This is a genomic window from Kushneria pakistanensis, assembly GCF_014652795.1.
In the GTDB taxonomy this organism is placed as follows: domain Bacteria; phylum Pseudomonadota; class Gammaproteobacteria; order Pseudomonadales; family Halomonadaceae; genus Kushneria; species Kushneria pakistanensis.
This window is the reverse complement of sequence record NZ_BMZM01000004.1, coordinates 66,514-78,937: the sequence shown is the minus strand read 5'-3', so window position 1 is coordinate 78,937 and position 12,424 is coordinate 66,514. Positions and strand designations below refer to the sequence as shown.

Here is a 12,424-nt window from a genome sequence, read left to right as displayed (position 1 = left end):
CTATAACGTTCGTGTAGAACGCTGAGGCACGTCTGGATAATGTGTCAGGTATCCAGCCGTGTCATGTCAGGTCCGTTATCGGTGATACAGTGCGTATGCAGTGCCATGAGCGGCACCAACGGATTGCGTGCTGCGTGGTGCTCGCACTCCATGGTCGCGCATTCTAACATAGCCCCGGGCGCCATGGGATGTAAGCCTTTCATCGGCCTCATAGCTCCTGCAGGTTTTGCCATCAATGAGGACACGGATGCGTCAACGCACAATATGGCTATCGATGGCCGCCTTGCTGCTGCCCTCGACACTCTGGTCGATATCGTCAGCGAGCGCCGATGACCAGACGACACCAGTGTCTGTTCATGACATCAACATTCGACAGCACGATGTCAGCACACAAGAAACAGCCGGCACCTCTCAAGAAAGCCTTGACGGCGCCACCTTCGGCGCGCTTCTTGGCGCCGATATCGCGGCACAGCGCGGCGATATGGGGCTGGCCGCACGTACCTATCTCCAGCAGAGCCGGCAGCACAGGGATGTTACCCTGGCGCGACGCGCGACCCAGATGGCGCGCTTGAGCAACGATCCTCGTCTGGTTGTGACCGCTGCCAACCAATGGGCCGCGCTGGATCGGCAAAGCGCAACACCGCGTCGCATTCTGGCCGCCGTCGCGGCCGAACAGGGCGAATGGGCAACGGCCATGGCGCTATTGCTGGAGGTTGATGCCAGTGGTCAGGATGGCGATATCGAAGCCTTTCTGGAAGATGCCATTACCAGCGGCGCCAGCGCTGAAGAGCTGCTGGCACCGCTTGAAAACTACATCACGCGTCAGCCCGACCGCCCTCATGCGCTGACAGCACGCGCCCTGCTCCGATCGCTACAGGGCAATAACGACGCCGCCAGCCGTGACCTTGAGCGCGCCGAGGCGCTCGATGCGACGCTGCCGTCACTCTGGCTGGCGCGCAGCCAGATTGCGCTGGACCGCGAGGATGCCGCTGCGGCGCTTGAGTACGCTCGACGCGGCCATCAGCTTGCCCCCGATGACAATCGCTTCATTCTTGCCATGGCACAGGCCAACCTGGCCATGAACGATGTCAAGGCCGCAGAGCAGCAGTTCGATATCCTGATCAGCGAGATGCCGGACAATCTTCAGCTGCGGCTGGCTCTGGCACAGCTTTATCTTCGCAATGATCAGCCAAAGGCGGCGCGACGGCTGCTGACGCCAGCACTGGAAGATGACAGCGCCTCCTCGTCGGGCGAGCTTTATATGCTGGCAGGCCTTGTCAGCGAGAGGCTTGAGGACATCGGTCAGGCGCTGACCCTATATGCCCGTGTACCCGAAGGCGAGCAGTTCGTGGCGGCACGGGTCCGCGGCGTGCAGCTGCTGGTCGAGCGCCAGCGTATTGATGATGCGCTTGACTGGCTGCACAAGCAGGAAAGTGACTATCCCGATCAGCATGCAGCGCTCATGGAGCTTTCCCTGTCACTGCTGGATCAAAACGATCAGCGCACTCGTGCCGATCACCTGCTCGACAGCGCCATTGAGGACCGTGCCCCCGATAATGACGCCCTGCTCTATATACGTGCCGTTCGCGCCATCGAACATCAGGATCTCAAGGCCATGGAGCGCGACATGCGCACCCTGCTCACGCGTGATCCCGACAACGTCGATGCGCTTAACGCCTTCGGCTATACCCTGACCGAGCAGACCGAACGCCATGAAGAGGCGCTCGAGCTTCTTGAGCGCGCCCATCGCCTGGCCCCGGATTCAGCAGCCGTCACCGACAGTCTGGGCTGGGCACACTTTCATCTGGGCCAGCTGGATCATGCCGTGGCGCTGCTCAAGCAGGCCTACGCGATGATGCCGGATGAAGAGGTGGCCGCGCATCTGGCCGAAGCCCTCTGGGCCGATGGTGACAGTGAACAGGCGCGACGTATTATTGCAGGCGCCACTACCCGCTTTCGTCATCACCCTACCATTGACGATCTGTTGACCCGTTACCCGCTTTTGACCCCGCTCAGCCCGGCGCCCACGGCAACAGATTCATCCACTGCAACCTCTCAGGAGAACACCCCATGACATCAGGCACTGCGATCGGTCGCATGTTCCAGTTACTGACCCTCGCCCTGATCACCCTGCTGGCAGGCTGTGCGACCCAGGCGCCGTCCCAGAATGAAGATCGTCAGTTCGGTGACTGGCGCAGCCAGAAGGCGTCGCTTGAAGCACTCGACACCTGGACGGCAGCCGGCAAGGTCGGCATTCGCACCCCTGATGACAGCCAGAGCGCCAATCTTGACTGGACGCAGCAGGCACAGCGTTATCGTATTTCGGTCAGCGGCCCCTGGGGCACCGGTCGCAATACGCTGGAAGGTGACGCACGCCAGGTCACCCTGACCAACGGCGAGGGTACCTTTCAGGCCGACACGCCCGAAGAGCTGATGGCGCAGCAGATGGGTTGGGCGCTGCCACTGTCCTCGCTGGATTACTGGGTACGCGCCCTGCCCGACCCGCGCGGCCCGCACCGCATGAGCGAAGATGATGTCGGCTTCCCCGCCACGCTGGATCAGGCCGGCTGGCACATCGAATATCGTGACTGGATTCAGGCTGACCGCCTGTGGCTGCCGCGTCGTATGGTCATGACCTATGACGATATCCGTACCACGCTGGTGATCAACCGCTGGCAGCCAGGGCAGGCAGAACTGCCATGAAAGGTCATGCCACACTGACCCTGCCGGCCCCGGCCAAGCTCAACCGAATGCTTCATATCGTGGGCAAGCGCGGCGATGGCTACCATGAGCTGCAAACTCTGTTTCAGTTTCTCGATCATGGCGACACGCTGCACTTTCGCCTGCGCGATGATGATGCCATTACCCTGTCGCCGCAGGTTGAAGGCGTCAGCGTCGAGAACAACCTGATCGTTCGTGCAGCCCGCCTTCTACAGGGCGTTGTCGATCGGCCACTGGCGGGTGTAGATATCGCACTCGACAAAAGGCTGCCCATGGGCGGCGGCCTAGGTGGCGGCAGCTCCGATGCGGCCACTACACTGCTGGCGCTCGATCACCTCTGGCAGCTCGATCTGGACACCGATACGCTGGCAACGCTCGGGCTTTCGCTGGGGGCCGATGTGCCCGTGTTCGTGCGCGGCTTTGCGGCTTGGGGTGAAGGTGTCGGGGAGCGACTGGTGCCGGCACCGCTGGATACGCCCTGGTTTGTCGTAATCCACCCTGGCGTGAGCGTCTCGACGGCCGGTGTCTTCGGCCACCCGGAATTGACACGCGATACCCCCTTGATTAGTATGTCGCGCGCCCTGCAGGGAGGTCGAAACGACTGCGAGGCCGTGGTGAGAAGGCTTGAACCGGGTATCGGTGAGGTCATTGACCTGCTTCGTCAGCACGGACCTGCCATGCTGACCGGAACAGGTGCCTGCGTCTTTTGTCCGATCAGTGACGAAAGTACGGCGCTTGAACTGGAAAGGGAGATACTCTATGGTATCGCCCGGCATGCGTACCCGAATCGCTGGAGCGTTTTCAGGGCACGCGGTTGTAACATCTCTCCCCTGCATCAGGCTCTGAACAATCTTCGAGTATCAGGTGATACCGGAGTATCATGAAGCATTGAGCGTCAGCGCTTGCATCAAAGGTTACTGGGGTATAGCCAAGTGGTAAGGCACCGGTTTCTGGTACCGGCATTCCCAGGTTCGAATCCTGGTACCCCAGCCATTTCTTTTCGATGTGACTCACGCTTGACTTCAAACCACCCCGATTTTCTACAAGCGTCCAAAGGTGGCTGCGCGTGTCTAAACTGATGGTCTTCGCGGGGAACGCCAACCCCGAGCTTGCCCGAAAGGTGGCCGAGAGCCTTGATAATCGTCTGGGCCATGCCACGGTCGGGCAGTTCAGCGATGGCGAGATCGCGGTCGAGATCAACGAGAACGTGCGCGGCAAGGACGTTTTTATCCTGCAGTCGACCTGTGCACCGACCAATGACAACCTGATGGAACTTATCCTGATGGTGGATGCACTGCGTCGGGCCAGCGCCACTCGTATTACTGCTGTTGTCCCCTACTTTGGTTACGCCCGTCAGGATCGCCGTGTGCGTTCGGCGCGTGTGCCGATTTCCGCCAAGGTCGTCGCCGACATGATGGTCAAGGCCGGCGTTGATCGCGTCATGACCATGGACCTGCACGCTGACCAGATCCAGGGCTTTTTCGACGTCCCGGTTGATAACGTCTATGGCTCGCCCATTCTGCTCGATGACATCGAGCGCCAGAATTATGACGACATCGCCATCGTCTCACCCGACGTTGGCGGTGTTGTACGTGCGCGTGCCATTGCCAAGCAGCTCAACGCTGATCTGGCCATCATCGACAAGCGCCGTCCGTCTGCCAATCAGGCCCAGGTGATGCACATTATCGGTGACATCAAGGACCGCACCTGCGTGCTGGTTGATGACATGGTCGATACGGCAGGTACTCTCTGCAAGGCAGCCGAAGCACTTAAGGCACACGGCGCCCGTCGCGTGCTCGCCTACGCCACGCATGCCATTCTATCGGGCCCGGCAGTCGACAATATTTCAAAATCCCAGCTCGATGAGCTGGTAGTAGCTGACACCATTCCGCTTGCCGAGCATGCCCGCCGCAGCGGCAAGATTCGCCAGCTGTCGGTGGCCGGTCTGATCGCCGAGGCGATTCGACGTGTCAGCAATGAAGAATCCGTCAGCGCGATGTTCCACTGACATCGCGCCGGTAACCGCTTTCGCATGATGTGAAAGCCCGATAAAACGGCACAGGTCTGGTCGCGGGCCGCGTCGTTTTCGACTTGAACCAATGAGGGGTCCAACCCATGAAACATGATTACCAACTGACCGCTGTCGCTCGTACGGCGCTGGGGAAAGGTGCGAGCCGCCGCCTGCGTCGTGCGAACGAACGTGTTGCGGCCATCATCTATGGCGGCAGCGCCGAGCCGCAGCCGATCGCCATCGACAAGCCGGCCTTTTACAAGGCGCTTGAAGAAGAAGCCTTCTTCTCTTCCATCGTCAACATCGATGTTGATGGCAAGAAGGAACAGGTGGTTATTCGTGATCTGCAGCGCCATCCCTACAAGGAACTGATCACGCACGCTGACTTCATGCGCGTTGATGCCACTCACGAGCTGACCATCACCGTACCGCTTCACTTTGCCGGTGAAGACGAGTGCAAGGGTGTTCGTGAACAGGACGGCGTTCTGCACGTTCTGGCCAACGACGTCGAAGTCAGCTGCCTGCCGGCCGATCTGCCCGAGTACCTGGAAGTCAACGTGGCCGCTCTGGAGCTGGGCAATACCCTGCACCTGTCCGACATACCGATGCCCAAGGGTGTGACCATTGTTGCCCTGACGCACGGTGAAGACCATGACACCGGCATCGTCACGGTCACGCATCCTGACACCGGCACTGATGACGCCGACGGTGAAGGCGAGCCTTCTACCGACGTTCAGCGCACCGCAGCCGATAATGGCGGCGAGGGTGACAAGGTATAAGAGTGACTGACACACTCTGATGCCTGACGGCCGGTCGGGCCGGGCCCTGTGCCCGGCCCGACCGGCCGTTCTGATTTATGGCCTGCACTGCAGGGCGTTGGGATCACATTAGCGAGAACGCCTCATGAGCGATATCAAAGCGATCATAGGGCTGGGCAATCCGGGTGCCCAGTATACGCAGACCCGTCATAACGCTGGCTTCTGGCTGATCGAAGCGCTGGCCGCGCGCTATCACACCACGCTGCGCAGCGAGCGCAAGCTGCTGGGACACTACGCCCGCGCAAGCATTGAGGGTCAGGATGTTCACCTGCTGACCCCTTCGACTTACATGAACCATAGCGGTCAGTCGATCGGTGCACTGGCGGCCTTTTACAAGCTCCCACCCGAATCACTGCTGGTAGTGCATGACGAGCTGGATCTAATCCCCGGTCATGCCCGCTACAAACAGGGTGGCGGCCATGGTGGCCATAATGGCCTGCGCGATACCATCAATGCCCTGGGTCAAAACCGTAACTTCCATCGGTTGCGACTGGGCATCGGTCATCCCGGAAGCGCCAGCCAGGTCGTCAATTACGTGCTTGGCCCACCGGGCAAGAGCGAACGACAGGCCATTGACGAGGCTATCGATGCCTCTCTGGACACCCTGCCGCTGGCACTGTCCGGCAACTGGGCACGCGCCATGAATCAACTTCACAGTTTTAGCGCAGCCTAGCCTTGTGTAAGTCCTGCCGCCGGAGCCGTTTGACATGACGCTTGAACGCCTCATACCGCTGGCCTTTGTCGGAATCTGGGCCACCGGCTTCATTGCCGCCCGTCTGGTCGCCCCCTGGACCGATCCCCTTACCTTTCTGAGCTATCGGTTTTTGCTTGGCGCCCTGGTCTTCGTGCTGATTGCGCAGGCGGTGGGCGCCCGGTGGCCACGCGGACCTGCAGCCTGGGCGCATGCGCTGCTGGTTGGTATCCTGCTGCAAAGCCTCTATCTGGGCGGCGTCTTCTGGGCAGTCGATCGCGGCCTGCCTGCGGGCGTGGCAGCACTGGTCGTCGGTCTGCAGCCGCTGGCCACGACCCTTTTCGCCACTTCAATGCTCAACGAGCGACCCCATGCTCGCCAATGGCTGGGCGTGTTGATCGGCCTTGTCGGCACCCTGCTGGTACTGCTGCCCGGACTGAAAACAGACTTCGGCGCGATTGATCCAATACCCCTTGTGGCGGTACTGATCGCCATGCTGAGCATTACGCTGGGCACCATCTGGCAAAAACGAACCGGCCCTGGTGCTGACCTGCGCACCAATGCCGCCATTCAGTTTATTGGCGCATTTGTGGTCACCCTCCCCCTGGCGATCACCACCGAAAGCATGCGTTTTGAATCAAACTGGCAGTCATGGGCCGGCCTTTTATGGTCGGTATTTGGCCTGTCGGTAGGCGCCATCTCCCTGCTGCTGGTCATGATACGCCGTGGTTCGGTCGCGAGCGTGGCATCACTGTTTTATCTGGTGCCGCCGGTGGTCGCCCTTTTGAGCTGGCTTTTATTTGACGAAACGCTGGGGCCGCTACAGGTGGGCGGCATGCTGCTGGCCGCCTGTGGCGTAGGCCTTGCCAGCCGCGGAGCATCACCCGGACGGTAGCGCCCTGCCCGCCCCAGCAGGTAAACTTCGCGCCATATTGGCTCGCATCGCGGGCCGAATGACAAACATCGCCCTACATTGCAGGATGTACCTCCATGGGATTCAATTGCGGTATTGTCGGCCTGCCCAACGTGGGCAAATCGACCCTTTTCAATGCCCTGACCAAGTCAGGCATCGATGCAGAAAACTTTCCCTTCTGCACCATCGAGCCCAATACCGGCATCGTGCCAATGCCGGACCCCCGCCTTGATCGACTCTCCGAGATCGTCAAGCCGGAGAAGGTAGTGCCGACCACGATGGAATTCGTGGACATTGCAGGGCTTGTTGCCGGCGCTTCAAAGGGCGAAGGCCTGGGCAATCAGTTTCTGGCCAATATTCGTGAAACCGACGCCATCGCGCATGTGGTGCGCTGTTTCGACGATGAAAATGTCATTCACGTCTCCAATCAGGTTGATCCACGCGCCGATATTGAAACCATCAATATCGAGCTGGCACTGGCGGATCTGGATAGCGTTGAGCGCGGCATTCAGCGCCTGGCTCGCGTGGCCAAGGGCGGGGACAAGGAAGCGATTGCCAGCAAGGCACTGCTGGAGCGCATCCAGCCCCATGTGGCCGAAGGCCAGCCACTGCGCAGCTTTGGTCTTGATGAAGATGAAAAAAGGCTTTTGAAGGGCTATGGCTTTTTGACCCTCAAGCCGACCATGTATATCGCCAACGTTCATGAAGAGGGTTTTGAAAACAACCCGCATCTGGACGTGGTACATGCCATTGCCGCCGAAGAAGGTGCCGTGGTCGTACCGGTCTGCAACAAGATCGAGGCCGAGATAGCCGAGCTCGAGGAAGAAGAGCGCGCCATGTTCCTTGATGAGCTGGGGATGGAAGAACCCGGGCTTGATCGCGTGATTCGTGCCGGTTACAGCCTGCTGGGGCTTCAGACCTACTTCACGGCAGGCGTCAAGGAAGTACGCGCCTGGACAGTGCCGGTAGGTGCCACAGCACCGCAGGGCGCCGGAGTCATCCACACCGATTTCCAGAAGGGCTTTATCCGCGCCGAAGTCATTGCCTATGAGGATTTCGTGGGCTTGGGGGGCGAACAGGGCGCCAAGGAAGCCGGCAAATGGCGTCTGGAAGGCAAGGAGTATGTGCTAAAGGACGGCGATGTGGTGCATTTTCGCTTCAACGTCTGAAGATGCCGGTATAAGTGCTTGACGCGATGTTGGCCTTTGCGTAGTATGCGCTCCCGTTGAACGGCTACGTAGCTCAGCTGGTTAGAGCACATCACTCATAATGATGGGGTCCCCTGTTCGAATCAGGGCGTAGCCACCAGATACGAAAAAACGGCATCCTCGGATGCCGTTTTTTTATGCCTGCCCTGCTTGCTGCGCGTTTAATCAAGATGGCTGCGATTGCAAAACGCCGTCAACGCACGAATCAGATAGTCAGGGTCGTGCGCGCCTGCCGTTTCGCGAATGGAATGCATTGCCCACTGCGCCAACCCGATATCCAGCGTCGGTACTCCGGTTCGGGTTGCCGTGAGTGGCCCAATGGTCGTACCGCATGGCATGTCGGCACGGCTGACAAAGGTCTGTACCGGTACATCGGCCTCACGACATATCTCGCGAAAAAGCGCGCCGGTCGCGGCGCTGGTTGCGTAGCGCTGACTGGCATTGACCTTGATGACAGGTCCCTGGTTGAGCGCCGGCTGATGACGCGCGTCATGCTTGTCGGGGTAGCTCGGATGCACGGCGTGCGCGTTGTCGCAGGAGATCAGGCGCGATGACTGTAAAAGCCGGATGCGTGCCTCGGCACCGCCCGTACCCTGCGCTTCAGCCAGACGTGATACGACATCACCCAGCAGTGTGCCCTGGGCGCCACCGGTGCTGCCGCTGCCGATCTCTTCATGATCGTTGGCAATAAAAAGCGCGCCCTGGGTGCCATCACTTTCCATCAGTGCACGCATGCCGCAGTAGCACGACAACAGGTTATCCAGGCGTGCGCCGCTGATCATTTCCCCCTCAAGGCCCAGCTGTGACGCCGGCTGCGCATCATGAAAGCTCAACTCATAATCGATGATGTCGATATCACTTAAATCATGCTGCTCAGCCAGCCAACGCTTGAGCAGTGATTCGATCGAAGGCGGCGTCTGGCCGGGTCCTGCCTGCCAGACCACGGGCGCCATCTGCGTCTGGGCATTGAGCGCCTTGCCCTGATTGGCCTCGCGGTCAAGATGGATGGCCAGGCTCGGGATAATGGCGACCGGCCGGTCCACCTGAAAGAGCTGCTCTTTGAGCCTCCCCTGACCGTCGCGCAGATACACACGTCCGGCAATGGCCAGGTCACGATCAAACCACGGCGCCAACAGGGCGCCACCGTAGACTTCGACGCCCAGCTGCATCCACTGAGTGGACATCTGCACAGGCTGGGGTTTCAGCCGCAGTGCGGGGCTGTCCGTATGGGCGCCCACCATGCGAAGCGCCTCCAGCGGCCCTTCCGGCAACTGGAAAGCGACCAGGGCGCCACCGGCGCGCGTGCAGTAATAACGCTTGCCGGGAACAAGCTGCCATGGCTTCGTTTCGTCCAATGCGACAAATCCTGCGGATGCAAGACGCGACGCCATCTCCTCGATCGCATGCCACGGTGTAGGGGAACACTTGAGAAAATTGAACAAATCAGTAATTGTCGAGGAATGAAACACGTAATTCTCCCATACTACCTATCGGTGATAAGCACGTCGGGCTGCTACAATGATGGCCCTGCCTGCTGACCTGCAACAGATCCTATTAATCTCGTAATAACAGAATACAAAGTGTACATGAACCCGGGAGTGCTTCCTTGATGAGCCTGTTTGCCCCAGCCCGCAATCTTGCGGTGTTCGCTCTGTGCCTTTTGACTGCCCTGCCCGCAATGGGCGATGAGGCAATCAAGCCAACCGACGAGGGGCGACAGGCGTCTCGGGAAGTCATTCAGTCACTGGAATATGGCCACTACGAACCTGTAACGCTCAATAATGGCTGGGCGGACAAGGTCTTCAGCCGCATGCTGAAACTACTGGATTCCCAGCATGCCTATCTGACCCGGGAAGATATCGCGCAGTTCAGTGATCTGCGTACAGGCCTTGATGAGATGCTGGTAGAAGGCGATCTGGATCGCGTCTATGCGTTTTATAATCTCTATCAGACGCGACTGGAAAATCGGCTCGAATGGCTGGTGGATCGACTCGAAAAACAGCCCGACTTCGATTTCACCGGTAATGAACGTTTGCCCACCAATCTTGAAGACGCCGACTGGGCGGAAAGCCAGCGTGAACTGGATGATCTCTGGCGCAGGCGCCTCAAAAACGCTGCTCTGACGCTCTCTCTGGCGCCGGAGACATCGGCGGATCAACCGGTTGTTGATACCAGCGTGCTGTCCGAAATAGCCACCATCCCGGCCAGGGTATCCGAGCCCGAAACACCTGCCGGCAATGATGACAAGCCCATGGACAGCGAGAAGATCGCCAAACAGCTGGCCGACCGTTACAAGAGTCAGCTGTCACGGGTAAGACAGACCAATACCGAGGATGTCCTGAGCGTTATTCTCAATGCCGCCACCGGCTCCATTGATCCGCACTCGGAGTATCTTTCTCCCAGCCGCGGTCAATCCTTCGATATTCAGATGAAACTGTCACTGGAAGGTATCGGTGCTCTCCTCCAGCAGGACAGCGAATACGTTCGCGTTTCAAGTCTGGTCTCGGGCGGCCCTGCCGAGCGCAGCGGTCAGATCAAGCCGGCTGATCGCATCGTGGCCGTCGGCGATGGCGATACGGGTGAAATGATCAGCGTCATTGGCATGCGCCTGGACGAAGTCGTTGAGCATATTCGCGGCCCGAAGGGCTCGAAGGTACGCCTGGAAATCATTCCGGCCAAGGCCATTGATGTGACCCAGACACGCACCATTGAAATTACGCGTGATACCGTCAGCCTGGAAGATCAGGCAGCCAGCAGCCGTGTCATCGAGTCCCATCGCAATGGCGAAAACCATCGTGTCGGCGTCATCAAGGTACCGGCCTTTTATGTCGACTTTGATGCCTATCAGGCGGGCGATCAGAACTATCGCAGCTCGACACGCGACGTGGCCAAACTGATCGAGAAACTGAAAACACAGAATGTAGAAGGCATTGTGCTGGACATGCGCGGCAACGGCGGCGGCGCGCTGCAGGAAGCCAATTCGATGGTAGGCCTCTTTATCGATCGCGGCCCTACCGTGCAGGTGCGTGACGCCCGCGGACGCATCAGCCTTTATGGTGATACGGACCGCGGCGTTGCCTATGATGGGCCACTGGCCGTTCTGGTAGACAGGCTTTCTGCTTCTGCCTCGGAAATCTTTGCCGGCGCCATTCAGGATTATGGCCGCGGCCTGGTACTGGGTAATCAGACCTTCGGCAAGGGCACGGTCCAGACACTCAGCGATTTGAGTCACGGCGAGCTGAAACTGACGCGCGCCAAGTTCTATCGGATTTCAGGAGAAAGTACCCAGCTGCGTGGCGTGGAACCGGATATCTCCTTTCCAAGTCTGATCGACAAGGAAGAAATTGGTGAAAGCGCTCTCGACTATGCACTGGCATGGGATACGGTACGCCCGGTCAGCTATCGCATGTATGGCGAGCCCTGGCAGTTCGTGTCACAGCTCAGGCAAAAACACGAACAGCGCGCCCAGAACAATCCCAACTTTCATTACCTGATGCGCGAAGCGCAGCTGGCCGAACAGTTCCAGGCACAGAACAATACGGTCAGCCTCAATCGTGAGCAGCGACAGCGCGAGATGAAGGCACAGGAAGCCGAGCAGCTGGCGCTTGAAAATCAGCGGCGCCGGGCTCTCGGACTCCCGGAAATCGATACATGGACCGATGCACGCGATGAAGCGCTGCAAACCGGTGATGATGGCGAGGAGCCCGAGTCTCCCATTCAGCAGGCCGGCCTGGAAGAAAGCGCCGAGATTTTGCTCGACTACGCACTAATGATTGATAGTCGCCACAAGCCGGGCAAAACCACCACTCCATAAATGTGGTTGTAAAAAAAGGGGCGGCCTGTAATTAACAGGCCGCCCCTTTTTATTATCGAATAATCGATAACGAAAAGATGCTTAATGATAAAAATATTAAAGCGATGAAAAGTACTAGATACTTTATAACTGCTGTATGAGTTTCAGTATTTTAAGAGTGTCATGATGATTCATGTCATAACGCCGCATCAATGCCTCGAGCTCTTCGGAAAAAGCAGGCCTGACGGGCTCCTTGCTTTCAAGGCCTC

At 58.8% G+C, this 12,424-nt stretch carries 10 protein-coding genes and 2 tRNA genes; 11 read left to right on the top strand and 1 reads right to left on the bottom strand.

The window, feature by feature from the left end:
* The first annotated feature begins 247 nt into the window (after nucleotides 1-247).
* From IE123_RS13930 to IE123_RS13885, 10 genes are all read left to right on the top strand, one after another.
* Entirely contained in the window at nucleotides 248-2,074 is a 1,827-nt protein-coding gene (locus tag IE123_RS13930; protein WP_189519298.1) for a tetratricopeptide repeat protein, read from the top strand.
* Complete coding sequence (gene lolB / locus IE123_RS13925) at nucleotides 2,071-2,703, top strand: lipoprotein insertase outer membrane protein LolB (RefSeq protein ID WP_189519296.1); 633 nt, start codon at nucleotides 2,071-2,073, stop codon at nucleotides 2,701-2,703. The genes IE123_RS13930 and lolB overlap by 4 nt, the downstream gene beginning before the upstream one ends.
* The gene (gene ispE / locus IE123_RS13920; protein WP_189519294.1) at nucleotides 2,700-3,605 is read left to right on the top strand and encodes a 4-(cytidine 5'-diphospho)-2-C-methyl-D-erythritol kinase; all 906 of its coding nucleotides are present in this window, start codon (nucleotides 2,700-2,702) and stop codon (nucleotides 3,603-3,605) included. The genes lolB and ispE overlap by 4 nt, the downstream gene beginning before the upstream one ends.
* A gap of 34 nt (nucleotides 3,606-3,639) precedes the next feature.
* A tRNA-Gln gene (locus IE123_RS13915) sits at nucleotides 3,640-3,714 on the top strand.
* 73 nt (nucleotides 3,715-3,787) lie between these two features.
* Complete coding sequence (locus tag IE123_RS13910; RefSeq protein WP_189519292.1) at nucleotides 3,788-4,729, top strand: ribose-phosphate pyrophosphokinase; 942 nt, start codon at nucleotides 3,788-3,790, stop codon at nucleotides 4,727-4,729.
* A gap of 107 nt (nucleotides 4,730-4,836) precedes the next feature.
* Complete coding sequence (locus tag IE123_RS13905) at nucleotides 4,837-5,511, top strand: 50S ribosomal protein L25/general stress protein Ctc (protein WP_189519290.1); 675 nt, start codon at nucleotides 4,837-4,839, stop codon at nucleotides 5,509-5,511.
* 124 nt (nucleotides 5,512-5,635) lie between these two features.
* Complete coding sequence (gene pth / locus IE123_RS13900) at nucleotides 5,636-6,223, top strand: aminoacyl-tRNA hydrolase (protein WP_189519288.1); 588 nt, start codon at nucleotides 5,636-5,638, stop codon at nucleotides 6,221-6,223.
* 34 nt (nucleotides 6,224-6,257) lie between these two features.
* A complete protein-coding gene (locus IE123_RS13895; protein ID WP_189519286.1) occupies nucleotides 6,258-7,136 on the top strand; it encodes a DMT family transporter in 879 nt (292 codons plus the stop codon).
* Between the two features lie 95 nt (nucleotides 7,137-7,231).
* A complete protein-coding gene (gene ychF / locus IE123_RS13890; RefSeq protein ID WP_189519284.1) occupies nucleotides 7,232-8,323 on the top strand; it encodes a redox-regulated ATPase YchF in 1,092 nt (363 codons plus the stop codon).
* A 62-nt stretch (nucleotides 8,324-8,385) separates the two neighbouring features.
* A tRNA-Met gene (locus IE123_RS13885) sits at nucleotides 8,386-8,462 on the top strand.
* A gap of 61 nt (nucleotides 8,463-8,523) precedes the next feature.
* Here IE123_RS13885 and IE123_RS13880 read toward each other — a convergent pair.
* Nucleotides 8,524-9,831: a M18 family aminopeptidase gene (locus IE123_RS13880; RefSeq protein ID WP_189519282.1), complete on the bottom strand. Its 1,308-nt coding sequence runs from the start codon at nucleotides 9,829-9,831 to the stop codon at nucleotides 8,524-8,526.
* A gap of 140 nt (nucleotides 9,832-9,971) precedes the next feature.
* Here IE123_RS13880 and IE123_RS13875 point away from each other — a divergent pair, with 140 nt between their 5' ends.
* Nucleotides 9,972-12,176, top strand: coding sequence for a carboxy terminal-processing peptidase (locus tag IE123_RS13875; protein WP_229819778.1), 2,205 nt, complete (start codon nucleotides 9,972-9,974; stop codon nucleotides 12,174-12,176).
* The last annotated feature ends 248 nt before the right edge of the window (nucleotides 12,177-12,424 follow it).

Bases quoted from the DNA above. Each gene is read 5' to 3' on its own strand.
- ispE (WP_189519294.1), top strand. From the start codon at position 2,700: ATGAAAGGTCATGCCACACTGACCCTGCCGGCCCCGGCCAAGCTCAAC.
- lolB (WP_189519296.1), top strand. From the start codon at position 2,071: ATGACATCAGGCACTGCGATCGGTCGCATGTTCCAGTTACTGACCCTC.
- IE123_RS13875 (WP_229819778.1), top strand. From the start codon at position 9,972: ATGAGCCTGTTTGCCCCAGCCCGCAATCTTGCGGTGTTCGCTCTGTGC.
- IE123_RS13930 (WP_189519298.1), top strand. From the start codon at position 248: ATGCGTCAACGCACAATATGGCTATCGATGGCCGCCTTGCTGCTGCCC.
- IE123_RS13905 (WP_189519290.1), top strand. From the start codon at position 4,837: ATGAAACATGATTACCAACTGACCGCTGTCGCTCGTACGGCGCTGGGG.
- ychF (WP_189519284.1), top strand. From the start codon at position 7,232: ATGGGATTCAATTGCGGTATTGTCGGCCTGCCCAACGTGGGCAAATCG.
- IE123_RS13895 (WP_189519286.1), top strand. From the start codon at position 6,258: ATGACGCTTGAACGCCTCATACCGCTGGCCTTTGTCGGAATCTGGGCC.
- pth (WP_189519288.1), top strand. From the start codon at position 5,636: ATGAGCGATATCAAAGCGATCATAGGGCTGGGCAATCCGGGTGCCCAG.